Annotated in this window: 17 protein-coding genes; 3 read left to right on the top strand and 14 right to left on the bottom strand. The window is 61.8% G+C overall.

Annotation, left to right across the window (positions count from 1 at the left end; translation table 11 throughout):
• Positions 1–22: 22 nt before the first annotated feature.
• Both VB777_RS13765 and VB777_RS13770 read right to left on the bottom strand, forming a co-directional pair.
• Entirely contained in the window at positions 23–676 is a 654-nt protein-coding gene (locus VB777_RS13765; protein ID WP_323249624.1) for a DUF2301 domain-containing membrane protein, read from the bottom strand.
• Positions 663–1700, bottom strand: coding sequence for a glutathione S-transferase C-terminal domain-containing protein (locus VB777_RS13770; protein WP_322758371.1), 1038 nt, complete (start codon positions 1698–1700; stop codon positions 663–665). The genes VB777_RS13765 and VB777_RS13770 overlap by 14 nt, the downstream gene beginning before the upstream one ends.
• Before the next feature lie 76 nt (positions 1701–1776).
• Between VB777_RS13770 and VB777_RS13775 the strand changes: the two genes are divergently transcribed.
• A complete protein-coding gene (locus VB777_RS13775) occupies positions 1777–2733 on the top strand; it encodes an aspartoacylase (RefSeq protein WP_322758372.1) in 957 nt (318 codons plus the stop codon).
• A gap of 28 nt (positions 2734–2761) precedes the next feature.
• Here the strand turns inward: VB777_RS13775 and VB777_RS13780 are convergent, their stop codons facing one another.
• Both VB777_RS13780 and VB777_RS13785 read right to left on the bottom strand, forming a co-directional pair.
• Positions 2762–3277 (bottom strand): hypothetical protein, encoded by a 516-nt coding sequence (locus VB777_RS13780; RefSeq protein ID WP_323249627.1) that lies wholly within the window; start codon positions 3275–3277, stop codon positions 2762–2764.
• A 77-nt stretch (positions 3278–3354) separates the two neighbouring features.
• Positions 3355–3714 carry a hypothetical protein gene (locus VB777_RS13785; RefSeq protein ID WP_197156959.1) on the bottom strand — a complete coding sequence of 120 codons (360 nt, stop codon included), beginning with the start codon at positions 3712–3714 and terminating at the stop codon, positions 3355–3357.
• A 292-nt stretch (positions 3715–4006) separates the two neighbouring features.
• On the opposite strand from VB777_RS13785, the gene psbA reads away from it, so the two are divergent.
• Positions 4007–5086, top strand: a complete 1080-nt coding sequence (gene psbA, locus VB777_RS13790) for a photosystem II q(b) protein (protein ID WP_197156957.1) — start codon at positions 4007–4009, stop codon at positions 5084–5086.
• A gap of 170 nt (positions 5087–5256) precedes the next feature.
• On the opposite strand, the gene VB777_RS13795 is transcribed toward psbA, so the two are convergent.
• Positions 5257–5742 (bottom strand): J domain-containing protein, encoded by a 486-nt coding sequence (locus VB777_RS13795; protein ID WP_323249630.1) that lies wholly within the window; start codon positions 5740–5742, stop codon positions 5257–5259.
• Positions 5743–6259: 517 nt separating this feature from the next.
• Here VB777_RS13795 and VB777_RS13800 point away from each other — a divergent pair.
• The gene (locus VB777_RS13800) at positions 6260–7495 is read left to right on the top strand and encodes a glycosyltransferase (RefSeq protein ID WP_323249632.1); all 1236 of its coding nucleotides are present in this window, start codon (positions 6260–6262) and stop codon (positions 7493–7495) included.
• Here VB777_RS13800 and VB777_RS13805 read toward each other — a convergent pair.
• The 9 genes from VB777_RS13805 to VB777_RS13845 all read right to left on the bottom strand — a co-directional run bounded on the left by VB777_RS13805 (position 7492) and on the right by VB777_RS13845 (position 25491).
• A complete protein-coding gene (locus VB777_RS13805; RefSeq protein WP_323249634.1) occupies positions 7492–10236 on the bottom strand; it encodes a hypothetical protein in 2745 nt (914 codons plus the stop codon). The genes VB777_RS13800 and VB777_RS13805 overlap by 4 nt on opposite strands.
• Positions 10237–10355: 119 nt before the next feature.
• Positions 10356–12257 carry a glycosyltransferase gene (locus VB777_RS13810; RefSeq protein ID WP_323249636.1) on the bottom strand — a complete coding sequence of 634 codons (1902 nt, stop codon included), beginning with the start codon at positions 12255–12257 and terminating at the stop codon, positions 10356–10358.
• Positions 12248–12946, bottom strand: coding sequence for a tetratricopeptide repeat protein (locus VB777_RS13815; RefSeq protein WP_323249638.1), 699 nt, complete (start codon positions 12944–12946; stop codon positions 12248–12250). Before VB777_RS13815 ends, VB777_RS13810 begins: the two co-directional genes overlap by 10 nt.
• Positions 12943–14412, bottom strand: a complete 1470-nt coding sequence (locus VB777_RS13820; RefSeq protein WP_323249640.1) for an HlyD family efflux transporter periplasmic adaptor subunit — start codon at positions 14410–14412, stop codon at positions 12943–12945. The genes VB777_RS13815 and VB777_RS13820 overlap by 4 nt, the downstream gene beginning before the upstream one ends.
• Before the next feature lie 55 nt (positions 14413–14467).
• Positions 14468–17713 (bottom strand): peptidase domain-containing ABC transporter, encoded by a 3246-nt coding sequence (locus VB777_RS13825; protein ID WP_323249642.1) that lies wholly within the window; start codon positions 17711–17713, stop codon positions 14468–14470.
• A gap of 3 nt (positions 17714–17716) precedes the next feature.
• The gene (locus VB777_RS13830; protein WP_323249644.1) at positions 17717–18502 is read right to left on the bottom strand and encodes a peptidylprolyl isomerase; all 786 of its coding nucleotides are present in this window, start codon (positions 18500–18502) and stop codon (positions 17717–17719) included.
• A gap of 182 nt (positions 18503–18684) precedes the next feature.
• Complete coding sequence (locus tag VB777_RS13835) at positions 18685–21795, bottom strand: hypothetical protein (protein ID WP_323249646.1); 3111 nt, start codon at positions 21793–21795, stop codon at positions 18685–18687.
• 160 nt (positions 21796–21955) lie between these two features.
• Positions 21956–22720, bottom strand: coding sequence for a hypothetical protein (locus VB777_RS13840; protein ID WP_197156941.1), 765 nt, complete (start codon positions 22718–22720; stop codon positions 21956–21958).
• A 107-nt stretch (positions 22721–22827) separates the two neighbouring features.
• Positions 22828–25491: a glycosyltransferase gene (locus tag VB777_RS13845; RefSeq protein WP_323249648.1), complete on the bottom strand. Its 2664-nt coding sequence runs from the start codon at positions 25489–25491 to the stop codon at positions 22828–22830.
• Positions 25492–25531: the final 40 nt, after the last annotated feature.

Here is a 25531-nt window from a genome sequence, read left to right on the forward strand (position 1 = left end):
GGGCTGCGGGGCGGGCCGGTGTTCAGCCTCGCAAGCCGTCGGCCGCCGGGGCCTGCCGTTGCCGCTCCATCTCCTCGAACACGCTCTTGTCGCCCACATCCGCAGCGGCCGGCATCGGGAATTTGCGCAGACACAACAGCAGCAGCAGGGCGCTTTCGGTTGCCAGCAGCGCCACCGTGGCGCCGGGATCGAGCAGGCCACTGAGACGGCCCAGCAGGGCCAGCGGCAGCAGCAGGGTCACACCGATGGCTTCGGGCCGCCGGAAGCAGAAGAACTCCTTGAAGCCCACCCCGGCCAGGGCGGCGAAGAAGGGGCCGATCGCCAGGATCCAGAGTGGCTGGCGTGCCATCTCCGGCAGCATGGCGCTGGCACCGGCCTGGGCAGCCAGCGCGATTCCGCCCAGGCAGCCCAGCAGCCAGAACACCTGCAGGGCCCGGTGCAGGGGCCGCAGGTAGATGTGAATCCAGCGCAGGGCCAGCCCCAGGCCCGCCGCCATCACCAGCAGCCAGGGCCAGACCAGATCCGGTCCCCACTGGCGCCACTGCAGCAGCAGGCCCAGCTGGCCGATGGCCACGGCCGTGAGGGCGAGCCGATAGCCCAACACCTCACGGCGGTCGTCGGCCGTGATGGTGTAGGGGCCGTAGTAGCCCTCGTGGACGGCATCAGGACTCTGCATCGATCCTCTGGCAGGAAACGGCTGGGGTGCCGTTCACCAGTGTGGCCAGGGCCGGGCCTGCCGGGACAATGCCGGAGGGGTGCAGCGGAAACAGGCTGCCGAAGTAATCGGCCCGCCAGTGCTCCGGCCAGCAGGTGGCTGCCACACCGGCCAGGCCGTAGAAGCGCTGGCGCCAGCGCCACAGGGCCGGCAACTGCCACAGCGGCAGGCGGCTGCAGCCGAACAGGGGCGCGTAGACGAGCTCCAGGCGGATCAGGGTGGGAAACAGGATCACGTCCGCCAGGGAGGGCTCGCTGCCGCCGCAGAGCCAGGGGCCTGGCTTCCCGGCAGCTGGCGGCAGCTTGGCTTCGGCCGCGGCGAGGACCTCATCCGCGGCGCAGAGGGTGCTGAACAGGGCTGCCTCGGCCCGGTCGTAGGCCGCCTGGTTGCGGGCAAATCCGCAGCGGTACACGCCATCGTTGACGCTGTGCTGCAGCCGCTCTCGCCACTCCTGGATCAGGTTGGAGTGCGACGCCGGAGCCAGATCGCAGGCGCTGGAAGGTGCGGGCCATTGATTGAGCAGCTCGATCAGCACCGCGCTTTCGTTCACCAGGATCCGCCCCTCGGTGCGGCTGTAGAGGCAGGGCACCGTGGCGGGTCCGTGGGCCGGCGCTGCGCTGGCGCCAGGGGCACGGCGCTGGTAAAGCTCCGCCAGGGTGGAGCAGCCCTCGAAGGGTTCTGGAAAGCACCAGCGCCCTCCCCGTCGGTCGGGTTCCACCACCTGCAGCGTGATCGTGGCGTCCAGCTGGCGCAGGGTCCAGACCAGCCAGGCCCGGTGGGCCCAGGGGCAGCTGCGGCCCACGATCAGCACGTGGCTGCCGGCCTCGCCGGCCCGCGGCGGCAGGGGGGGCAGCTGGCCGTAGGCGGCGGCCGGACGCCGGTAGTTGCCCTCGGCATCGGCCGGCCCCAGACCGCCCATCAGCTGACGCCACTGCCATTCCCAGACCTGGCGAACCGCTTGCACCACGGGGGCGGGGGGGCGCATGACAGGGCAGCGGCAAGGTCCAACTCTCGGCCAGCGCTGCGCCAGGCTGGGTAGCGAGCGATCGTGCAGGCAGCCCATGAGCGGTGGTGACAGGGCTCAGGTGTTGGTGGTGGCAGGAACCCACGGCAACGAGCGCAATGCCCCCTGGTTGCTGGACGCCTGGCGGCGGCAGCCGGCCCTGCTCGATCGCAGTGGACTGGCCTTGGAGCTGGTGCTGGGCAACCCCGAAGCCCATGCGTCGAACTGCCGCTATCGCGATCGCGACCTCAACCGCTGCTTCGTGCCGGACCTGCTGGACGATCCCGCCGAGGATGCCTACGAGATGCAGCGGGCCCGTGAACTGATCCGCCGCCACGGCCCCGAGGGGACGCAGCCCTGCCTGGTGGCGCTCGATCTGCACAGCACAACGGCAGCCATGGGCAACAGCCTGGTGGTCTACGGCCGGCGCCCGCCGGATCTGGCCTTGGCGGCCGCCCTGCAGGGAACGTTGGGTCTTCCGGTTTATTTGCATGAGGCCGATCCCCACCAGAGCGGTTTTCTGGTGGAGCGCTGGCCCTGCGGCCTGGTGGTGGAGGTGGGGCCGGTGCCGCAGGGGGTGGTGGTGCCGGCGATCTGCGTCCAGACCCAGCTGGCTGTGGAGGCGTCGCTGGCGGCCCTGGCGGCGGCGGGCCGCGGTCAGCTGCGTCTGCCGCGACAGCTGGTGGTGCATCGCCATCTCCTCATCCTCGATCTGCCCCGCCATGCCCATGGTGCTGTGGCGGCCTGCTTTGACCCGCGACGGATGCACCGCGATTGGCAGCCGATGTGGCCCGGTGATCCGCTTTTTCTGGGGGAAGAGGGGCAACCCCTTCCCTACGTGCCGCCACCGGGTCTGGAGTCTGAACCGGTCTGGCCGGTGTTCCTCAACGAGGCGGCCTATGGCGAGAAAGGGATTGCCCTGAGTCTGACCAGGCGTGAGAGTTGGCCGGTGGACAGCGCCTGGTCCGAGGCGCTCGGTGCCGTTGCCTCTCTCCTGGCACTCGAGCAGGGGTGACCTCGCTCTGGTCCCAGGCCTGCCGATCTCAGCTCTGAGGCGGTGCGGGATCAGACTCAACGGGCGCATCCCCGGGTTCCGTCTGAATGGGCGGCCGTGGCTTGCCGTTGTAGATCACGCTCACCACCTCGCGGCCATCCGGAGAGATCAGGATCTCGGTCTCCACCGTGGGCGGCAGATCAAGCTGTTCCCATCCGGGTTGTCCCCCCAGAAAGCGGAACAGGAATCCTTGAGCATCGGCCGAGATCAGGCAGTCATTGTCCTGCGAGGTGGAGCGGAACATGCAGGAGGCCGGCCGATAGACCCCGAGGCCGCCATTGAGCTTCACAGCCGCGTTGCGGGCCAGGTTGAGGGCGCGGATGCCGCTGTAAGGCGACGGCATTCCGTTGTCCAGTTGCGCTAAGCGGGTTTCGGCTGGAGCAGGGGCTTCAGCCAGCGGCGAGGTGGCCAGGGCCGCCGGGACAGCCAGGCTCAGGGGCGCAACTGCGGCCAGGGAACCCGCCAGGACAGCTTGCAGTGCCTGCGGGGACAGGGAGGCGCGCATGGGAGAAGGGAGAGAAGCGGAATGGCCCGCTAGCTCAGCGGCGCTGACTGAGCTTGTCAAGCTGGGGATGGCCGGCATCAACCGCAGACCAGGGTGCCCTGTTCCTTGGTGCAGGGCAGGTCACTGCTGCTGCCATCAGCCCAGTAGATGCGGAGGCGATCGTCGTCGCTGCCGCTGCGAAGGGTGAGCGACTTCACGGGGCCGGCGGGGGGCTTGCCGTCCCGATCGGCCGGATCGCGGGGCGTTGTGGCATTGAGCTTCTGCTCCAGCTGCTGCACTTTCAGCTCCAACTGATTGAGACGCTGCTGCTGGCCTGCATCCACCTTGATCGGTTGCGCCACCTTCGGCTGGCAGGCCGCCAGCAGCCACGCCGAGCTGAGCAGCACCAGGGCACCTCCGTTGCGGAGAAAGGGAAAGCGTTGCGGCGTGATGGTCATGCCCTGGTGATGGAGCGAGACCCGAACTCCTAGCAGTGCGCCACCGCGTTGACCACGCGCCGGAGCCTGGGGCCGTTGCTGGAGCCCAGGCGTGGAGCCCAGCGCAGCCCAGGGGCAGGGGGAGGGGAAGCCGCCCAAGCCAGAAACTTCATGAACCCCCCTTTACAGATCCGCAACATTCCTTTACGGTCATCCACAGGCGGATCGCCTCTGTGGAGGGTTTCCCCTCAACGGAAATCCGTCCATACCTCTTCCGGAGCCTCCGGGCCCTGGATTACCAACCCCTGTTCTCATGACCACCACTCTCCAGCAGCGCCAAGGCGCTTCTGCGTGGAATCAGTTCTGCGAGTGGGTCACCTCCACCAACAACCGCCTCTATGTGGGCTGGTTCGGTGTGCTGATGATCCCGACGCTGCTGAGCGCCACCATCTGCTTCATCGTTGCCTTCATCGCCGCTCCCCCCGTCGACATCGACGGCATCCGTGAGCCCGTTGCCGGCAGTCTGATCTACGGCAACAACATCATCTCCGGTGCTGTTGTTCCCTCCAGCAACGCCATCGGCCTGCACTTCTACCCCATCTGGGAAGCCGCCAGCCTCGACGAGTGGCTGTACAACGGCGGTCCTTACCAGCTGGTGGTCTTCCACTTCCTGATCGGCGTCTTCGCCTACATGGGCCGCGAGTGGGAACTGTCCTACCGCCTCGGCATGCGCCCCTGGATCTGCGTCGCCTACAGCGCCCCCGTGGCCGCTGCCAGCGCCGTGTTCCTGATCTACCCCTTCGGTCAGGGTTCCTTCTCTGACGGCATGCCCCTCGGCATCTCGGGCACCTTCAACTACATGCTGGTGTTCCAGGCTGAACACAACATCCTGATGCACCCCTTCCACATGCTGGGTGTGGCCGGTGTGTTCGGCGGCAGCCTGTTCTCCGCCATGCACGGCTCCCTGGTGACCTCGTCGCTGGTGCGTGAAACCACCGAGAGCGAGAGTCAGAACTACGGCTACAAGTTCGGCCAAGAGGAAGAGACCTACAACATCGTGGCAGCCCACGGTTACTTCGGTCGCCTGATCTTCCAATATGCTTCCTTCAACAACAGCCGCAGCCTCCACTTCTTCCTGGCTGCCTGGCCCGTGGTCGGCATCTGGTTCACCGCCCTGGGCGTGAGCACGATGGCCTTCAACCTGAACGGTTTCAACTTCAACCAGTCGATCCTCGACGGCCAGGGCCGTGTGGTGAACACCTGGGCCGATGTGCTGAACCGCGCTGGTCTGGGCATGGAAGTGATGCACGAGCGCAATGCTCACAACTTCCCGCTCGATCTGGCCGCCGCTGAAGCCACCCCCGTGGCTCTGATGGCTCCTTCGATCGGCTGAGGTCAAGCCTCAAACCAACAGGCAATCAGCTCATCGATTTCGGAATACCGACTTCGAAAATCAATTGCTGGTCAAGCCCTTCTCCTCAGGAGAAGGGCTTTTTCATTCCTGTGAATCGATCCACTGAATTCTGGATCACGAGCTCAACTGACTGAACGTACTGATCCGTGTCAATGGGGTTGATTGCTCTGCCAACGGTTGAGCTGAGCCAGGGCTTCGTAGGCCCTCTGTTTTCGCAGCCAGACATCCAATGATCCGCCATGATCCGGATGCCAGGCCATGCTGCGACGACGCCACTGCTGTCGAATCTCGCTCCAGGAGGTGCTCGGATTCAGGTCGAGCTCGAGGCAACAGCGCGTTCGAAAGGTTGACAGCTGATCAAGGGTCAGGGCGATTCGCTTGCCATCCAGATCAAAGACTTCGCCAACCCTGATCCTTGCTCGTCTGGCTCTGGCTCGGTTGGCTTGCTGCGCTGTTGCGGCGGCACGGGCATAGGCTTCAGCATCACGACGGAGTCGCTCTGCTCGGATCTTGACCCTTGCCGCTTCGGTCCAGTGGTCCATGATCCACCAGGTCATGATCCAGGCGCCATAGGACAGGATCAGTCCGATCAGAACTGCCGCCAGGCCCAGGAAGAGAAGCAAAACCAGCGACATGGACGACAAGATTTATGGAGTCGTCAATACTCTTTTGCCGTCAGGAAAAAAGTAAGTCTTCTCAGCCAAGAACGTTGCCGCCAGGTATGCTGGTGCGCGATAAAGTTGGTTCAGTGCTTAGAGTGAAGAGATATTCTTGATCGCCTTTTTGGCTAGCCTCTCGAAGCGACGACGACATTTCTCTGAGCAGAAACGATTGCTGCTGTCGGAGCAGATGTACTCTGTCCCGCAGTTGGCGCAGGATGCCGTTATCCATTGACTCGGATGGAATTTATCGCGTATATCTGCAAGCAAGGAAGAGAGAAGCCGAAGGTTAAAGAGCTCATCATGGTCTGTGCAGACGCCTGTCTCGCCGAGGATACTTGCTTCGTATCGCCCCACAAGCTCCTCAAGAATTTTGGCTTCTGTAGGAGTCAGCTCAATGTGTCTGCAGGGATTGGATGACACTTCTGATCTTCTTGGGCAGATCCTGGAGCCGTAAATTAGCATGGCTTCCATCATGCTGCCCGGTGTATCCATGAGCGCGCTGGTCCAGCGGCAGCTCACTGTCAATCTCTGGGGGCATCTCAGTGGTGGCTTCGGGCTTGGGGAAGGGGCGCGCTGTACGATGCGCAGCCTCCAGGCAGCGGGTGTGCGGGTTCAAGTGCATGATTTGCCCTTGGCCACCCATGTGAATGATCAGCCAACTCGGCCAGCTGCTGAAATCCTCCCGGCAGCGGTGGATCTGATTCATACCAATCCCAATGTTCTCCGCCAAACGGACGGTCTGGCGGAGCGTCTGCAGCTCAAGGCTCCATTGCGCATTGGCTTCTGGGCATGGGAGCTCGAAGACTTTCCCAGTGGCTGGGAGTCTGGATTCATCGGTCTGGATCAGCTCTGGTGTCCTTCCAGCTTTTCGGCAACGAGTCTTGGGCTGCGCAGTCCGATCCCTGTGACGCCGTTGCCTCATCTGATTGATTGGGCGCGTGCCGATGCCATCCACAGGCAACGCCAGGTCTTGAAGCGCCAGAGATCGACTGCGGATTTTGTCTGTGTCTATCTGTTTGATTTATGGAGCACGGTTGGGCGTAAAAATCCCTATGGCGTGATTGACGCTTTTCAGCAGGCTTTCCCTTTCAGTCAGGCTGCTGGCCATAGGTTGCCTGATGCGCGGCTTGTGCTCAAAGTAGGCAGTGGCTCGCAGTTCCCTCAAGAGCTTGCATCATTACGGCAGCGAATATCACATGATTCCCGAATTCAATTGATTGATGCGCATCTAACCCGTGAACAGCTGGATCAACTTCTGATCAACAGTGATGTGATGATTCATCTCCACCGTGCCGAAGGCTTTGGTTTGGCAATGGCAGAAGCGATGGCGTCGGGCATTGCCGTTGTGGCAACGGGATATTCGGGAAACCTTGACTTCATGCCGCCCGGTAGTTCGGCCTTGGTTGATGCTGACCTTGTGCCTATTCTTTGCTCAGAGGGTGATTATCGTTGTGGCTCATTCTGGGGAGAGCCGAACATTGACCAAGCAGCTACTTATCTTCGTGCGCTGTCGACAGACCCTGATGTCCGGTTCAGGCTGAGTCAATCGGGTCGTCAAGCCGTTCAGCGTCTGCTTGCCCCTGAGCGTTTGGGAAAAATTGTGAAACAACGTCTAGGTTGCTTGCTGGCACAGGCAGGGCGTGCCGAACTGATCAGGAACCTGCCACTGGAGAACCCGTTTCGGGTCTTGGAGGGACAAATTGATGAGCGATCTAGATTGCGTTAGCCAAACGAGAAGTTACTCTCAAATGAGGACGAGCTGGATGCATTGAAGCGGGATAGGCTGGCAATTTGAGAGAAGCTTGTGAATCCAGAGTTACGGCTTAGGTTGATCATTGATGCACTGCTCGATTGCAATGGCGAATAATCAATCGCTAACTGGCTAAAATCTGAGCCATAGGAATCTGCGCCCATCAGCAATGTCTCGAAGGGGGCAATCGGCAATAGAGTTGCATTGCCAATGCCGCTGGCGTCCGAAGCGGTTAGGATTGTTGAGCCAAACCTTATTCTGTCACTAAGGCCGTACGTACCATTAATGCCCATATTGAATTGAATGTCGGGGAGCTCGAAGATATTGACCGGGCTAGTGTCAAACCCACTGCCAACAATAAACGTGTCCTTGCCGGCTCCACCAAGTACCTCGGAGGAGGGAGTGTCATCTGCTTCCGCCCAGGGAGTCCAACGCAGATAGATCATATCTTCGCCTTCGCCTGCGTCAATGTATTGGCCGGGCTTTGAGGAGACCGCGAACTGGTCCGATTGATTGGTGCCGATGACGGCTTCGATATTGGTCAGTGCCCCAGGGGTTGCACTGCCAATCCCACTTGCAATACCGGCATCAAGGTCAACGACCACTGATTGACTGCGATTGCTGAAATCAAGCAGGTCAAAACCATCGCCGCCGTCAAGAGATCCATCCAGGCTTCCGGTTGACGACATGACAATGCTGTCATCACCGTTGCCGAGCTTGATCGACTCAATGTTGGTCAGCGATACTCCAGCAACAACAGCGGCATTGTTACCATTAATCAGCAGCTGAACCCCAGAAGGCGTGTCGATCGTGGCTTGATCAAGCCCGGCTTGGCCATCGATCTCGGCAATGATCGGCAGACTGGAGAGTGTGATGTTGTCCGATTGATTGCCTCCCCGCAGCCTGACTGCACCTTGGCTGTCCAGAGTCAAGGAATTATCGGCATTGGCAAGATCAATCAGGCTGGTTCCTGCCCCACTCCTGATGGTCGAATCCAGCATGGATCCGCCCGTGACCAACTGATTGAAACCATTGCCAAGGTCAATCAAGGAATCGACAACTGCACCATCGAGAATGGCGGTATCGTTTCCATCGCCAAGCAGAATCTGGGAATCCAACAGGGCTATGGACTGAAGCTGGCCTCCAATCGCAAGCTTGGATTGATCGCCTTCGGAAACCGAACCATCCAGATGAACATGGGAGGAGACAAAGAGATTGTCGTTTCCTCCAGCGGTGTCGAGAAGACTATTGGAAAGCCCGATTGCACGTGCATTGAGATTGAAGACTCCTTGAGGAGCATCAGCCGAATTGAGGAAGCTGGATGGGGAGAGGAATCCCGAATGCTCCAGGACAATCTCAGTGGAATCAGCATTCCCAATTGTGCTGATGATCTCTACAGTATCGCCCCAGTCTCCAAGTCTGATTGTGCTGTCCGCCACGGCCTGCGTCAGCAGGTCAAAATTCAGGCTTGTTGTTTGCAGATCGGTCAGTCCAAAAAATTCGAATCCAGTGGTGGCCTGGGCTCCAACAATTGTGGGCTGCAGGTTGCTGACCAGTTCGCTGGCCTGCATGGCGATGGTCTGGATTGATGCGGTGGCGGTGCTGCCGCCTGTGCCCTCCATGACCGACTTGAAGAGATCGCTCGCCTGGATCAAGAAGACGTCAGTATCGGCGCCGCCGGTCAGACTGCTGTTCAGAGCAGCGATGTTGGAAGACAGAATCTCCAACTGAACAGGGGTAAACGTGCTCTTCGCTACTGGATTGACCTCTTGGTTAGATACAACCACAAGATGATCAATATCTGATCCCCGCAGGTCGAGCGTAACGCCGTCAAGAGCGGCCTGATTGATCTGTGAGGTTGACGACGCCCCGTCAAACACAGAGGAGGCAACGGCGTCGGTCCCGGTATTGACCTGAACCAGTAAAACCTTGGGTGGGGGGAGGACTTCTGCGGGAGATTCGAGACCTACATTGATTGGGCGGGATGGATTGAGATCTGAGTTGCCGAATGAGCGATCATTGATCAGGGTCGTTGATGCACTCAGTTCATTGGGTTGAAAATAATTGGAATCCAATCCCCGCGACGGAGGCTCTTGGCCAAAAAGCGGACGGCTTGGCTGGTTAGGCTGGAGCGGATTGGTCGCCGTTGAATCGCTGGAGCGGTTGCGAGAAGAATTGCCCCGCAAAAAGTCGTTGAGGGTGTCTAGTCCGCTGGCGCTGAGGGAGACAGCACCACCACTGCCACCGCTACCTGAGCTGCCACCGATCCGTCCGGACGTGGATGCACCGAATTCACCAATGGCAGGCAGGCCATCTTCGGTGGGAGACTGAGGATTGGCTTGAGACAGGGGAGATGGGAAAAAGCTTGCACCGGCAAAGCCCCCCTGAGCGCTGATCCCGCTCCCCAGATTCAATGGGGATAAATTGAGCAAATCTGGATTCTGATTTGCAGAATCTCCTGCTGTTTTGAGTTGGTCTGCGGGGGCAACGACGGGCCCGCTAGCTTTCCCGATGGCAATGGGCTCAAATTCACCCGTTCGGAGCCACTCATCACTTGAACCGATATCAATCTGTGCCAGCGGGACCTGTGTGTCCTTGAGGGTGTAGACGAGAAACAGCCCCAGGGCAGACCCGGTTAAGATTCCTTCAAGAGATACTCTGCGGCCATCGCGCTTCAGGGAGAGAGCGTCCTGGAATTCGCTGATGCTTGAGTTCATCGAATTCTTGCGTGCTTCAGGATGGGTTGACCCGTTCGACCAAGTTACCCCCGAACTCCGAGGTCGACCACGATATTTCGGGATGTGTCGGTTTGGCTTCTGGCTCGGGGGGCCATGGGCTAGGAGCTTCCCCAGGGCTGGCCCTGGGGGCCGACCATGCGATCCCCGAGCCACCAGCCTGGAGGGCAGAACTCCCGGGGGCGGCCATCGGCACAGTTTCGCGCCGAGGCGGCAGGCCACCAGGGACTGGTGGCATGGAGACGAGCTTTCCAGCGCCGACGCACGCGTTCGAGGGCGGCGGCAGCCGTTGTGCTGCCCTGGGCGTCACGGCTCTGGCTCTCGCGGTGGAGAAGGACAGCCTCTGGAGTCACCACATGGCGGTAGCCAACCGCATCGAGGCGCAGACAGAAGTCCACATCGTTGAATTCCACGGGAAGCCGTTCGTCGAAGCCGCCGTGGCGGAGAAACAGCTCGCGTCGCACCATCAGGCAGGCCCCGGTCACCGCGCCCCAGTTCGTGAGAAAGCTGCTGCGGCCTCGATGGACGGGATGCTCCACCCCAAGACCGCGGTAGGCATGGTCGGCGCCGCCTGCCATCCCCACCACAATGCCCGCATGCTGGAGGCTGCCATCGGGATAGGTGAGCACCGCACCCACACAGCCGATGGCGGGGCGCAGGGCCTGGCCGGCCATGGCCTCGAGCCAGCCGGGTCGGATCGCTTCCACATCGTTGTTCAGGAAGAGCAACAGGTCGGCCTGGCTGGGGCGGGCGGCGCGGTTATTGAGGCGACTCCAGTTGAACGGGCCTGGATCGGCCATCACCCGCAAGCCGGGGCCCAGTCGGGCTGTCCAGTCGGCAAGGAGGGTCTGGGTTGCCGGCTCTTGGGAGCCATTGTCGACAATGGTGACCCTGCAGTGGAGGTGGCTTGTGGTGTCCCAGAGGCGTTGCAGGCATGGCTGCAGCAGCTCCGCGCGGTCACGGGTTGGAATGATCACCTCGCAGCTCAGCCTGGGCGGCAGTGCCCACTGCAATCGAAACCCCGCAGCCCCCATGGGTTCCACGGTCTTGATGGCTTCCTGGCCTGCCTCCAGGTGATCCCGCAGCGCAGCGGCCCGATCCCAGCACTCCGCCGCTGGGATCGGGCCTGGTGGTCCATGGACCAGAACCTGAGCAACGTGGGCGATCACAGGCTTCTGGTGCAGTGCGTTCAGAATCCAGCGAAAGCGCTGCTGCGGATCGCTGGGCGGCAGGGGCAGCTGCCGATCCCGCAGCCAGGGGATGCTCCAGGCGCTGAAGGAATCCAGCCAGGGCGTGCCCCAGAAACTGTCGTCGCACCAGCCGGGTTTGAACCAGGGATCCAGGCGGGAACCATCGTCTGAAAGCCTGTCTTCATCGGTATAGATCAGGTGTGGCGTCGCCTTGCCGTCCTGCTCGGCCAGCCACTGCTCCACCGCCTGCAGGGCCCCTGGCCGCAGGCGGCACTGGTCTCCCAGCAGCAGCAGCCAGCCATCCCTCGGCCATTCCTTCAGGGGTTCCGGTTGCCACCACGGATCCAGCAGGGGGACTGCCGGATCCGGCAGGCGCGGTTCCCGATACTGAATCCAGTACTGATAGGCCGCAGGCCCCAGCCCCCGGGACAGGTCCTCGCCGCCGCAGTGGTACCGCAGCCAGGTCTGGCGGGCCAGATCCTCGATCCACGGTTGCTCAGTGGGCAGGGCATCGGCGGCCCGCTGCAGATGATCGGCCGCCTCTCGCCAGCGTTGCTTCCGCTGCAGGAGCTCGGCTGCGGCAAACCAGTTCCAGCCCAGGGCTGGATCACAGCGACAACTGCATCGCTGGTGGTGCAGCGCCTCCTCCGGCCTGCCCATCGCCAGCAGGGTCTTGCCCAGCAGGTGGTGGGCGGCGCCGTGATCGGGCTCCAGTTGCAGACAATGCTGCAGCAGGGTCTCGGCGTCGTTCAGATCCCCCCTCTCCAGGGCCAGCCTGGCGTTCTCCAGCAGGGAATCGAGCATCACGGGCATGGGTCACAGCCGTGGAGCAGCATCCTGATCCGCTGGTGCAGGGCCTGTTCCTGGGGGTGCGGCGGCTCCTGCACAGACGGCCCGGCGGCGGCTTGATGGAGCAAGGCCAGGGCTGCATCGAGATTCAGTTGGGCCAGTGCTTCGCCATAGGCCAGGCGACGGATGGCGGACTCTGCACATCCCTGAGCACATAACCAGGCGGCCAGGTCCGCCCGGCCGAGGGTCAAGGTGGTGGCGATGGCTCCCCTCTGCCAGGCCATGGGCTCCTGCCAGGGGAGCGGCCGCGTCATCGAAGCGGCGAACGCCTCGAGCCTGAGGAACACGGATTCACCACCCTTGGCGGCGAGAACATGGAGCAGATTGCGCACGGTGAGGTCGCTGTCGCTTCCCCAGGCGAGGGCTTGTTCATAGGCCGCCGCCGCATCGGTCCATCGCTGCTGGGCGCGCAGCGCATCGCCAAGTTTGTGTGGGGTCCAGAACTGAGAGCCGCCAGCGTCGATGGCCCGTCGCAGCACCTGCTCTGCGGCGGCGGCGGCACCCTGCATCAACAAGGCATAACCAAGCAGGTCGAGAAACTCAGGGGATTCGGGTGCCTGCAACAGAATCCGGCGCAGGGATCCTTCCGCACAGGCCCATTTGCCGTCGTTCAACGCCCGCTGGGCAAAAACCAGCCAGGCCTCGGTGCTCAACGGATGGTGTTGGGCGCATCCATGAACGACTTGAAGCGGTCGCTGATCAGGGAGATCGCCGGTCGGGTGCCCATCTGGATCAGGCCGGTGATGGCCATGCCAGGTCTGAGATTGTAGGTTTTACCGTCTTTGGTGAGGCTGTCTCCATCGAGTTTGGCCACGGCGATGAAGTGCTCCATCGGAACCTCCTGGGTGGCTTCTTTGGAGTCAGCGCCGATGCTGGCCAGTTTGCCCTCAAGGGCACCGTATTCGGTGAATGGAAAGGAATTCACCCGCACATCCACCGGCATTCCCACATCGAGGTGGCCGATGTCGAGGTTGGAAATCTTCAGTTCGGCTTCCAGGGATCCCTGCGGAACGATTTTCATCAGAGGCTTGTCTCCCCGTGGTACCTCACCGGGCTTGACGGAAATATCGAAGACTTTGCCAGACACAGGCGCCAGTAACTTGCCGAGGCGGAGTCGCTCTTCCGTATCGATCAGGCGGTTCGTGACATCGCTGAGCTGTTGCTGGGCGTTGTCGTACTCGGCATAGAGTTTCTTGAGGTTGGCGACAGGCACCTGCTCTTCCTGAACGGTGCTCTGGACAAGGCGCTGACGATCAGCTTCGATTTCCTTTTCTGTTCGTTTGATCGTGCTGAGCAGCTCGATCTGCCGTTCTTCCTGGCGATCCAGTTCAAGCTTGGCCATGGCCCCCTGGGCAATCAGGCCTCGCATGCGGTCGGCAATGCCTTCGTTAATCGCGTATTTCTGACGCAGGGCAGCGAGGTTGTCTTCCTGTTGACGAATTGTGATACGGGAGCGCTCCCGTTCTGCTGTGGCTCCTCGGCTGCGGAGATTCACCTCATGGGTGTTGATGTCCAGCTCCCGTTGGGCTTCGGCACTGATCTGAGGATCGACAGGAATGCCTAGCTGAACGGCCAGCAAGACTTTTTCCTTGGTCCAGATCTTCTTCTGGCTGATCAGTTGGTTGCGTTGCTGCTTCAGCGACCCCTGATCGAAAATCAGCAGGGGATCACCCTCTTTCACCACATCGCCTCCCTTGACGAGCACCTGTTCGACCACCGTGTTGACCGGGGAGCTCACTTCCGTCACCCCGCCCACGGGGCGCAAGGTGCCCGTGGCGTTCACGGTGCGGTCGATCCGGCCGAACATGCCGTAGAGAATGCCGACGCCGGTCACACCGATCAGACTCCAGACAATCGCCCGGCTCCAGCCGCGCGTGCTGCGGGGCAAGGTGGTGCGTCGCTGGCGATGCCGGCGGACATAGGGGGCATCACGCGAAGGGGCGACAACGGCGCTGGACTCAGGCTGGTTGGTGAGAAGGCTGTCTGCGGTGGACCGCAGCCCTGGAATCACCACCTCGCCATCGCTCTGGTTGGCGAAAACGGTTCCACTGGGGGCGTGAGCCCCTACCGGTTGGACCTGACTGGCGGAGGATGCGCCGGATTTGGAGGAGGAGGCCATCGCCTGAGCAGGGAAGGAGTGGATGTCTGGGTGAGAGGTTCAGCAGTGGTGGACGTCAGGCCCTAGAAGCACCGAGGGCGAAGGTCCCCTGGGCTGGATCAACGGGACGATAGGACGAAGACGAGGACGAAGACGAGGAAGAGGAGCTGCCCCGGGCCCCTTGTTGCATGAAGAGAGCATAGTAAGGACCACGATTGGCCATCAACTGCTCATGTTTGCCAACTTCAAGGATGGAACCGTTGCCCATGCAGACAATCATGTCGGCATTGACAATGGATGTGAGGCGGTGCGTGATGAACAGCACGGTGCAGTGACGTAAAGACTGCATCAGGTTTTCGCAGACAACGCGCTCGGTCTGATAGTCGAGCGCTGAGGTTGCTTCGTCCATGATCAGCATCTTCGGCTTCTGCAGGATGGTGCGGGCAATTGCGATGCGCTGACGCTGACCGCCCGAGAGGCTGCTGCCCCGTTCTCCCACCTGGTTGGAATAGCCTGCTGGTAGCGCCATGATGAAGTCATGGGCCGCCGCCACGGTGGCAGCCTGGATGATTTCTTCGCTGGAGGCTTCGGGATTGGTCAGGGTGATGTTCTCTTCGAGGGTGCCATCAAAGAGAACCGTATCCTGGGGAACGATGCCGAGCTGGCGACGGAGGGAATAGAGCTCAACTTTGTTGATGTCAACGCCATCGATCAGAACGGCGCCTTTCTCTGGTGAGTACAGGCGGGCCAGAAGCTTGGTCAGGGTGCTCTTGCCGGAACCGCTGGTGCCCACGATCGCCACGAAGGCACCTTTGGGGATGGAGAGATTGACGCCATTCAGCATCAGCGGAGCCGAATTCTGGTAACGGAACTCGACATTCTGGAAATCGACCCGTCCTTCGATCGATGGCATCACGATCCGGCTGGCGTTGTCTTCCGGGGCCTCCTGGGGCGTGTCGATGATGTCGCTCAGGCGTTCGAGCGAGAGGGCGGTTTCCTGAACGCTCTGCCATACGGAGGTCATGCGCAGCAGCGGCTGGGTGACGTAGCCGGAGATGATGCGGAAGGCGATCAGTTCCCCCAGGGTGAGATCGCCTTTCAGCACCAGTGCCGCCCCTCCCCAGATCACCAGCAGGCTGGAGAGCTTGTTGAGAAAGGCGCTGAAGGTGCCGGCCGTTGTGCTGAGCAGGGTGTTGTCGAAGCCTTCCGCCACGAAATCGGTATACAGATCCTGCCACTTCCAGCGGCTGCGCAGCTCGATGTTCTGGGCTTTCACCGTCATCATGCTGCCCAGCACTTCCACCAGGTGGCTCTGGGTGCGGGCATTGGCCACGGCGCGGCTCTGCAGCTGGCTGCGCACCATCGGCGAGACCGCCAGGGTGAGCACGACCAGAACGGGAATCACAGACAGGGTAAGCAGGGTGAGCTGCCAGCTGTAGATGAGCATCACCACCACATAGAGAAGCGCGAAGATCGCATCGAGGATGGTGGTGAGCGCTGTGCCCGTCAGAAAGCCCCGCACCTTTTCCAGCTCACCGATCCGGTTGCTGATCTCCCCCACCGGTCGGCGGTCGAAATATTTGAGGGGCAGGCGCAGCAGGTGATCAATGATCCGGGTGCCAAGGGCCAGGTCGATGCGATTGGTGGTGTCGATGAAGAGGAAGGTGCGTAAACAGAGCAGCAACCCTTCAAAAATCGCGAAGACCACCAGCAGAGATCCCAGCAAGCCGAGGGCGGAGGAGCTGTTGTTGATGATCACCTTGTCGATGATCTGCTGAATCAGCAGTGGGTTGACCAGGCCGAACAGTTGCACAAAGAAGCTGGCCAGCAACACTTCAATCAGCACGGCGCGATGCTGGCGCAGGGCCGGCAGGAACCAGCGGAAGCCGAACTTGCGCTTGGGGGTGAATTCATTCACCGCCAGGGTGATCACTTCCCCCTCCGATCCCCACTGCTCCTTGAAGTCGTCGAGGCTGATCTCGACGTTGCCGCTGGCCGGGATGCCCAGCACGATCTTCTTGGCACGGATGCGATAGATCACCGCCAGCCCATTGCCCCAGCGCACCATCAGGGGGCAGGTGAGGCGGGGCAGGGAATCCGCCTTGATTTCGAGCAGCTGGGTCTGCAGGCCGATCGATTCGGCAACGGCACCGGTCAGGGCGAGCGACGCTTCACCATGACGTTTGACCTGATCGCTGAACACGCGCTGCATCAGTTCCTTGCGGAAGGGAAGGCCGAGGAAGTCGCTGAGCATGCGGAAGGCCGCAATCGGCGATTCGAGCGGGCCGACGCCGCGATACCAGGGGAAAGCCTCAGGTGGCTGACGCTCCACATCCAGGGGCTCCTCGGCCTCGAATGCCTCGAGAAAGTCAGCCTCTGGAATCGTGGACGCATCCTGAATGTGCAGGTGCTCCTGCCAGCGGCTCAGCGAGAGGGCGGCGCCATCCTGGGCGGAGGTTGCCGATCCCGAATCCGCGTGGGCCTCCGGTTTCGGTTCGAGGATGGCCTCGAGGGCGGCCTGATCGATGCCTACCGCGCGGACCACACGGGATGGGGCTGCGGCGGCCGCCGCTTCGGTGGCTGTGCTAGCTGCGGAGGCACTGTCTGAAGAGGAACTGTCTCCAGAGGAACTGTCTGCAGAGGCAGGACCTGGAACTGGGGCCGCGATAGCGGCTGGATCGGCGGCAGGCGGGGGATCGGCGATCGGCAGCACCGTGGCCAGAGGCAATGCGCCGCCGGTCACCAGCCAGAGGCGATCCTGGGGCAATTGCTGCACCACGGGATCCTGCGGATCGAGGTAGCGCACATAGCAGGTGGGCGCCAGTTGCAGCGCAGCGGCAACCACCTCCTGTTCCAGGGCGCGTGGATAATCGCGCAGATAGGCATCCAGAACGGCGAACAGCTCAGCCGGGCCGAGGACCCTGTTGATCCGGTCTCCCAGGGGGGCATGGGCCTGCATCACCTGGCGGAGCAGGGCGTGGGGGAGGGCCAGCACCACTGTTTCGGTGGAGGCGATCAGCGTTTCCCAGCCACCGGGACGGCCACTGGTGAGCCCACTGAGGCAGAGCACGCTGCCCACGCCCAGGCGTTCGAGGGTGGCCACCCGTTTCGGCAGCCGCGGTGACTGCACCACCGAGCGCACCTGACCTTCCAACACCACATAGATGTGGTCGCTGACGCAGTCAGGTCTCGAGAGCGGCTGGCCCAACTGGAAGCGCAGCACCCGGGCCGCCGAGGCGAGCTGCTGCAGCATCGGCTCCGGCAGGCCGGCGAACAGGATCAGCCGTGCCAGTAACTCCTGCATCGAGATGGTCTCGGACATGGCTCAGGCCTCAGCAGCGGTGGTGGTCAGCAGGCGTGGCAGCAGCTCGTCGAGCGTCTGATCGAGCTGGGTATTGAGGTCGCGTTCAAACAGTTCCTGCAGCAGCTGAAACCGGGTCGGCTCATCGAGGCGGGCAGGCTCGCGATGCTCCAGTTGGAGGATGACGTACCAGCGGTTCAGCGGCAGGGGTGGATGCACATCCCCCACCGCCAGGGTCTGCAGCACCTGGCGGATGCTGGGATGGGGCTTGTCGACGGTGATCGGGCCCACCAGGCCGTGGGTGTAGCGCTCTTCACCCAGGGAAAACTGCAGGGCCAGGGCGGCAAAGCTCTCTTCTCCGCCGATCAGGCGGAGATAGATCTCATCGGCCAGGCCGACCGAGGCGACGCGAATCGCCCCGTAGACAATCTTTTCAAGGGATTCACGCCGGGCCAGGAAGTGGCTTTCCACATCCTGGCCGTAGTTGAGTTCCAGCCATTTCTGCAGTTGCAGTTGTTGCCAGCGTTGTTGCAGGGTGGGCTGCAGTTTGGCATCCACCCTGTCGAGCCACTGGCCCTCCAGGTTGAAATCGGGTGGAGGCTGGCCGATCCCATCCCAGAGGCGTTGCACCACTGCCGGAGCTTCTTCGGCGCTGAAGCCCACGCTCTGCTGCACCCGTTCCAGCAGGTGCTGCTGGCTCCACTGACGCAGCAACCCCTGGTCGTGCAGCAGCTGCGGCAAGGGCTTGGCCTGCATCTGCTGCATCCTTTCGCGGAGCAGCGGTTCGAGATCACTGCAGGCCAGTTGCATCGTGTGAGGCTCAGGATGGGTGTCAACAGTGCAGATCAATTTACCCCTTCTGGCCAAGGGTGGCTGGAAGACGACGTTCTGCAAAAGGCCAGAAAAAAAGCCAGGCATGATGCCTGGCTTTTGAGGATCAACGTGTTGGCTGCGATTGAATCAACCAGACACCGGTATTCAGGGAGTCGCGCTCAAGGGTTGGGGGTAACTCCGGAGATCGCGATGCTGCTACCACCAGCGCTGGCAAAGACGGAACCGTTGCCGGCGAAGATGAGTGCCGTATCCCGGATGCCGACTGCTTCGGTGTTGGCCGTGGCGACCGCCGTGCCATTGGCGTTGAAGGCCTCCACCCGGTTGAACACCTGGCTGATGCCGGTCACGTTGCCGCTGCCGAGATTAATGGTTTGAGCATCTTGAGAATTGATGCCAATGCCCTCCACAGTCGAATTGGCATTGGCTGCGCCACCGTCGGATTCAGCTTTGACCAGGGTGTTGGAGAAGACCTGACCCAATACGTTGCCGCTCTGTTGGCCAGGGCTCAGCAAGGCACCATCCGAGAGTTCAATACCAGAGAGTTCAAAGTTACCAACGGCATTGGCGTCTCCGCCTAATGCGCCGGCATCAACCACGAAGGGATCTTGATCAAAACCAAGAATGCTGGTGCCGAAGATAGAACCATTTTGGCCAACGACGGCGAAGCTCTCGTCCTCGAGATCAAGACCATCAGCGTTGATGTTGGCCGTGGCTGATGCATCGGAACCAGACCCGTTGATGGCACCCGTACCTCCATTCTCGGCAATGCTAGACCCAGTGATTACTGAGTTGCCAACAATGTTGCCGTCTTGCTTGATCTTGATGCCACTGGCGTCTCCGGTGGCAGCATTAGTGCCTGAAAGCTCAATACCGTCGGACAGCAGATCAACGAAAGCTATCGCACCGTCAGTGGCATTGGGGTCGGTACCTTCTGTGATAGCAAAGGCATCCGCTGTGATCTCGGATTCGCCTTCAACTCTGGTATTGAGAGTCGGGCCAATATTGCCCGTAAAGGAACCTCGTTCGATGATGATCGTAGAATCGCTGATACCGGCTGAGCGGTAAGTGCCGCCGTCATCGAACTGGCTGCCGATTTCAGCGTATGCATCTGACGTTGCAACTCCAAGAACTCCGATGGGATCCGTGTCAACAACGCCTTGCTCGCTAACTGGGTACACGATGCCAGCCGTGGCACTCAGCTCGCTCGTCGCTTGGCTGACGATTCGGCCATCACCACCGATCCCGATCGCCGATTCTTCAATACCATACGTGGTGGTGTTGATGCCACTTTCGGCATCAGAAGGCTGAGCTCCTGTGGTGCCGGCAAAGGTGATAAAGGAGGATTGCGCCATGACGTCAATCGGCCCTCGGACACGGTTGCCTGATGCGTCCAGGAAGATGTTGCTGTTGGCATCGCCGAAGACCTCCAATACGGACCCACTGATGCCAAGGTTGTCGGAGTCTTCACCGGATCGGGCATCGGCTATGTCGCTGAGCGAGAATGCATTGGATTGCGCATTCAACTGCGACACAACGGGCATGTCGGTGAGATCGCCGCCGATCAGGATTTCAGTATCCAGAATGCCGACGACGACATCACCAATGGCGCTAGCTGCAAACGGATCAACGTTGCCGCTTGGGTCATTGCCGCTGAAGTTGCTGATCGCCGTAGCGGTTTGCGTGCTGTCGGCGAAAATCCTCAGGTTGCCGTCACCGCCAATGCCAATGCCTGGGGTGATGTTGATGGGATTACCGCTTGCGTCGACGGAATCAACGATGCCACCTTGCGACAAGCCGATGACGTAGCTGTTGTCGGTCCGGGCATAGGCAATCCCGCCGCTCGGATCGAGAATGTTTGACGCGGCAAACGCGTTGCTGTCGATCGATGCACCTGCAGCAATACTGCCAGCTCCATTGATCAGAATGGCAGAACCCGAGCCGACATTCTCACTGCCAAAACCTCCAGGCCCGAAGTCGGAATTCAGGACATTGTTGTTGTCAACAATACCGAAGACTTCGTCAACCTGGGTAACGGCGAAGGCATTTCCCTGCTCCGTTGTGGCGATCGCATCGGTATTGCCCTTCGCTGTACCTTCAACGGTGCCGTCGCCCGCAATCAGAATCTGCAGGCCGGGAGTAGAAGCAGAGTTGCTGCTGGGGTCTAGCAGTACGCCGGATTGGGTGATACCACCAAACTGATCGGCGCTGGAAAAAGCATTGGCATTGCCAATTCCGGTTCGGGCCGTGGCACCAACGAAGATCGGCTCTGTACCAGGGCCAGTCCCGGCCCGACCGATCACGGTGCTGGCGCCGTTCCCGAAGTTGAGGACCATCGGTCCAGTGGGGTTGGCGCTCGAGTCAATGAAACCGCCGCTGGAAATGGCAGAGTATTGATCGTTGTAGAACAGATTCAGGCCTGCGACCGCAACCGCATTGCCTATGCCGCCTGTGAAGTTGTCACTGGCATCGATCTCGCCAACCTTGGCTGTTGCCGATGTGGCACCTGTGAGGTTGGCATCCACCGTGTTGGTGGAGCCGGTGCCACCGCCAACAAAGATGGAGGTGTTAAAAATACCGTAAGTGTTCCCAGCTACAGCTGCTGCAACAGAACCGCCGGGGACGTCGCTGAACGCGCCAAGGGGATTGATGCCTGAACCCAGGGCCCAATCGCCGAGGTCTTCGCCGGATGCATCAATTCCATTGTTGGACAACGCCGAGGCGATGACGTCGTTATCCACCGAGACATTGATCTGGCCCTGGCGACCGATCAGGATGTCGCTGTTGCCATAGGCTCCGAAACCAAGGGGTACCTGGCTAATCGGGCTTCCACTCGGATCGAAACCGTTGGTGTTGATGATGCCGCCGCCGGCATTCGAGAACAACAGGGCGCTGTTCCCTTGGTCCAGGTTCTGAACGGCGCCCGCATAGGCATTGCCAAAATTGGAAGCATTGGTCGCACGAGCCTCCGTGGAGCCAAGCTGGAAGACGCTGATCCCACCGTTGGTGCCAACGCTGAAGCCGGAGTTCAGGATGCCGATCCCGCCCAGGTTGACTGACTCAGAGGCTACGGAAAAATTGAGTTCGTCTTGGAGGGAAGAGGCAAGAGTTTGATTTGCGTCTAAGTCAATTAAATTCCCACTTGAGTCGTAAACCAGTTGCCCAGTGACGTATTGACCTGAAAATGTTCCGTTCGATGTGGTTGGCGAATTATCGAGAGAGATAAACAGAGAGTCAGCACTGGCGTTGGCGCCGGGATTGGAAAAGGCCATGGGTTTTGTGGAGGCGTTGTGGTCTTTGACGTTTCGCTGAAATGATGATGCCGTGTGGTTGACTTTATCCAGTCAAGGCATCATGTGGTCTTGGATTTGGATTCAATCAGGCGGGGGGCTTCGTGAGTGCATGGGAATTCTCCTGCGACCTCATCTCATCTCAGCCAATGAAGCTGAGGTCGTCGCTGTTGAAGACGGTGCCGTTGTTGCCGCTGACGATCAGAGTTGTGGTGTCTTTGTATTTGACCTCAAGGGTTTTGGTTCCAATGCCACTGATAACATACTCGTCCATGGTTCCGCGGAACGACAGTTTGTCTTCGGCGGTGTTGAAATCCCGGATTGTGTTGGTTTCGATCACGCCCTTGGGACGAATTAATGCGTCTGGGGTCATAAAGACGTTGTCTTTGCCGGCTCCGAGCTTGATGATGTCGTTGCCGGCTCCGGGTCGCACCAGGTCATCGCCGGCGTTGGCATTGATCAGGTCATTGCCGCCATTGCCGCGAATGAAGTCGTTGCACTGGGACCCGGAGATGCTGTCGTTGCCGTTGCCGCCGGCCAGGTAGTAGGCAAATCCTCCTGCGGGGATCTGGCCGTTGTCGATCACGTTGCCCTGCTCGTCGCGCCGGCCACCGGCGGCTTCGAGGATGGTCTGGCCGGGGCCTTCAAAGTCGCCGCTGACGATCGCATCGAGGTTGACGCGGCAGTCGACGTCGTCTGGATTGCAGTAGGCGTTCTGGAAGTCGTAGACCTTGGGCCCGTCGTCGCAGACGAAGGAGGCCTCCACGATCGCGCCCTGGCCGCTCTCGGCCAGGCCGATCACGGTTGTGGTGCCGGAGACGTTGATGACGTTATTGCAACCGCCGCTGAGGATCTCCTCGTCGCAGAAGAAGTACGTCTGCCCGGTCGTGTCGATCACATAGGACATGGCTGACTGACGGTAGGGACGCTGCTTGCCTCAAATCCTATCCCCGAATCGAGCGCCTGACACAGTGTTTCAAAGCCTTAATCTGGCGACCATTTTTCTGTCATGGTCTACACAATCTTGGGGATTTCCTGAATTGTGTTAGTCCCGCCTTGAGACTGCCGGTCTGGTGGGTGGTGGTGGGGCAGGCTCTGGCGCATCGCTTCGGCCACGGGGCCTGGGTCCAGTCTCAGGGGCTCCAGTGAAGGTCCTTCGTAAAATAAACCCTGATACAGCTTTGGTGTCAGCGTTTCCTGTTCGCAACGGATCAGGTCCAGCTGCAGCTGTTGCACCAGTCCGTGGCTGTAGGGGGGACAGTAGCGCCTGCTGCACAGCTCCAGCACCCGGCAGCCCTTCCTGGCGAACAGCAGGTTGGCCAGCCCCGCGCCGTGGGGCAGCACCACCAGTGCCGCCGATCCGATCCGCTCGGCCTGCTGCCTCAGGCTCATGCCGGCCGGATCCACAACCTCCACCTCCTGTTCGGGCATCAGCTCCTGGAATCGCGCCAGGGCCTCCGCTTCTCCCCACACGGGTCGACGCCAGCCGCCTGACCCGCGCCACCACCACAGCACCCGCCCATCCTGCGGAGCGACCGGCTGGAGCGTGCGCTGCCACCAGGCCACGCTTGCCGCAGCCGGCACTGCAAAGCGACCGGCGAAATCCGGCACCAGCAGCTCCTCGGCCTGGATGTGGCGGTGGTGGTGGGCATCGATCAGCTGCTCCGGCCGCAGGCCCAGCAGGTCCACCAGGCATTCCCGCACCACCGGTCCGCTGCCGCCGTTGTGCCACACCGTCAGGTCGTGCAGCGATCCCTGGTCTGCCAGCTGCTCCAGGGCCCGCCCCAGCCGGGGCACCGCATCCACCAGCCAGTGGTAGTGATTCTCGGCGGAGAGATCCGCCACCGCCAGCACCCTGCCACGCAGCTGCAGCGGTGGGTCCACCGGCCATGGCTCCAGGCTCTGCGGCGGTTCCGGGCAGGTTGGCCAGGGTTGGGGGTAGCGCCGGCACAACGCAGCCATCCGTTCACCGCTGCCGTTGGCGACCCCCAGCCCATGGGTGAGCTGCCAGGGGTTGGCGGGGCTGCGAATCCAGCAGCGTCCGCCGCTGAGGCGATGCACGCCAAAGGGTGGATCGGCCTGCCGCTGGCTCGGCGGATACCAGCGCTGGCTGGTGGGGCCCAGTGGTTCCTGGCGCCAGTCCTGCAGCAGGCGTTCAGCACAGGCCGAACAGTGCGGCCCCAGGCAGCGATCCGGTGGCCCCTGTTCGCGCTCCCAGAACGCCGCTGCGGGCATGGCCGGTGGCGGTGGTTTCTGGGCGTTCGGCCTGGATGGCGCCGCCAGCTCAGCCGCCGCCGCCAGCTGCTCCAGGGCCCGCGCACCGAGCGGATGGTCGTGTCGCTCCAGCCGGGCCAGGGCCCGCAGGGCCTGCGGCTGCGGTGCGATCGCCAGGCTTTCCTCCAGAATCCGCTGACTGGCGCGGCGGTCCTCCGGCCACACCACCGCCAGCCATTGCCGTAGCAGCCCAGCCAGGTCCTGCGCCAGTTCTGAGTCGCTGGATTCCGGCTCGCCGATCAGCCTGGCGCTCCAGCTCAGCACCTGGGCGCGGAGGTCCCGCAGGGGATCCTCCCCGTTCAGCTGGGTCCGCAGCCGAGGGGGCCACCAGGGGCTGCCGTCCGCCGGTTCGCCCAGCTCCTTCAGCAGATCGGCTCGCAGGCGCCTCACCAGCCGCTCCCCCGGTTCCGGTCGGAGCCACCGCAGCAGCAGCTTGCTCTCGAGGCCCCGCCACACCGGGTCGTGCAGCAGCAGCTCCGGTGTGAAGGTCACGCCCTCCCGCCGGCTGCTCCGCCCTGCGTTCTCCGCCAGGTGCAGCCACGTCCGTGCCGGAGACAGGGGGCTCATCCCCAGGCTGGTGCTCCAGAGTTCCTGGGCCAGGGGGCGATCTCCCCCTGTCCAGGCTTTCCATCCCGCCCAGGCGCGGGTGGTGTAGCGCTGCTCCCGCGCCAGAGCCTGGGCCGCCGGCGTGGTCGGCAGCCTGCGCAACTGGCGGTCCACCACCCACAGCAGGCTGTGGGCCTGGCTCTGCACGTGCCCGCTGGCGCTGCCGGCATGCACCCGATAGCCACAGCCGATCCGGCGCAGCCAGGTGCCCCGCTGACCCGCCAGGGCCAGGCGCAGCAGCAGATCCACATCCTCGGCATGGGCCAGGGCTGGATCGAACCCTCCCACGGCTTCGAGGGCCTGCCGTCTCAGCATCCACGCACTGGGCAACACCGCCTTGTGGCGGAAGGCCTCGGCCGGGCTGAAACCCGCCCCCTCCAGCCAGGGCCGCACCTCCACCAGCGGCCGGCCCGCGGCATCCAGCCGCACCCAGCCGCACAGGCAATGGCTCCACTGCTGCTCGGCCATCAGGAGGGCCCGCTGGTCGGCCAGCCGCCCCGGCAGCATCAGGTCGTCGGCATCGAGAAAGGCCACCAGGGGAGCCTGGCTGGCATGCCAACCCTGGTTTCGCGCCCGGGAGACCCCCACACCGTCCAAGCGCAGCAGCCTCAAGGGCCAGGGGTGGTGGCTCCAGAGCCGTTGCACCAGAGCGGCGGACGCGTCGCTTGAGCCATCATCCACCGCGATCAGTTCACCCTCCACCCCGCTCTGGCTCTGCAGCGAAGCGAGAGTCTGGGGTAACCAGGCGCTGGCATTCCGGAAGGGAATCACCACGGAGACCTCTGGCCTTGTGCCCATGGCGATGGTGTCCGTTCTGGGCGATTATCGATCAATCTGG

Source organism: Synechococcus sp. CCY9202 (genome assembly GCF_034931685.1).
Taxonomy (GTDB): domain Bacteria; phylum Cyanobacteriota; class Cyanobacteriia; order PCC-6307; family Cyanobiaceae; genus CBW1002.

What these genes read in the sequence shown, in the direction of transcription:
- VB777_RS13765 (WP_323249624.1), bottom strand. Translation starts at nt 676, where the DNA reads ATGCAGAGTCCTGATGCCGTCCACGAGGGCTACTACGGCCCCTACACC.
- VB777_RS13770 (WP_322758371.1), bottom strand. Translation starts at nt 1,700, where the DNA reads ATGCGCCCCCCCGCCCCCGTGGTGCAAGCGGTTCGCCAGGTCTGGGAA.
- VB777_RS13775 (WP_322758372.1), top strand. Translation starts at nt 1,777, where the DNA reads ATGAGCGGTGGTGACAGGGCTCAGGTGTTGGTGGTGGCAGGAACCCAC.
- VB777_RS13780 (WP_323249627.1), bottom strand. Translation starts at nt 3,277, where the DNA reads ATGCGCGCCTCCCTGTCCCCGCAGGCACTGCAAGCTGTCCTGGCGGGT.
- VB777_RS13785 (WP_197156959.1), bottom strand. Translation starts at nt 3,714, where the DNA reads ATGACCATCACGCCGCAACGCTTTCCCTTTCTCCGCAACGGAGGTGCC.
- psbA (WP_197156957.1), top strand. Translation starts at nt 4,007, where the DNA reads ATGACCACCACTCTCCAGCAGCGCCAAGGCGCTTCTGCGTGGAATCAG.
- VB777_RS13795 (WP_323249630.1), bottom strand. Translation starts at nt 5,742, where the DNA reads ATGTCGCTGGTTTTGCTTCTCTTCCTGGGCCTGGCGGCAGTTCTGATC.
- VB777_RS13800 (WP_323249632.1), top strand. Translation starts at nt 6,260, where the DNA reads ATGAGCGCGCTGGTCCAGCGGCAGCTCACTGTCAATCTCTGGGGGCAT.
- VB777_RS13805 (WP_323249634.1), bottom strand. Translation starts at nt 10,236, where the DNA reads ATGAACTCAAGCATCAGCGAATTCCAGGACGCTCTCTCCCTGAAGCGC.
- VB777_RS13810 (WP_323249636.1), bottom strand. Translation starts at nt 12,257, where the DNA reads ATGCCCGTGATGCTCGATTCCCTGCTGGAGAACGCCAGGCTGGCCCTG.
- VB777_RS13820 (WP_323249640.1), bottom strand. Translation starts at nt 14,412, where the DNA reads ATGGCCTCCTCCTCCAAATCCGGCGCATCCTCCGCCAGTCAGGTCCAA.
- VB777_RS13825 (WP_323249642.1), bottom strand. Translation starts at nt 17,713, where the DNA reads ATGTCCGAGACCATCTCGATGCAGGAGTTACTGGCACGGCTGATCCTG.
- VB777_RS13830 (WP_323249644.1), bottom strand. Translation starts at nt 18,502, where the DNA reads ATGCAACTGGCCTGCAGTGATCTCGAACCGCTGCTCCGCGAAAGGATG.
- VB777_RS13835 (WP_323249646.1), bottom strand. Translation starts at nt 21,795, where the DNA reads ATGGCCTTTTCCAATCCCGGCGCCAACGCCAGTGCTGACTCTCTGTTT.
- VB777_RS13840 (WP_197156941.1), bottom strand. Translation starts at nt 22,720, where the DNA reads ATGTCCTATGTGATCGACACGACCGGGCAGACGTACTTCTTCTGCGAC.
- VB777_RS13845 (WP_323249648.1), bottom strand. Translation starts at nt 25,491, where the DNA reads ATGGGCACAAGGCCAGAGGTCTCCGTGGTGATTCCCTTCCGGAATGCC.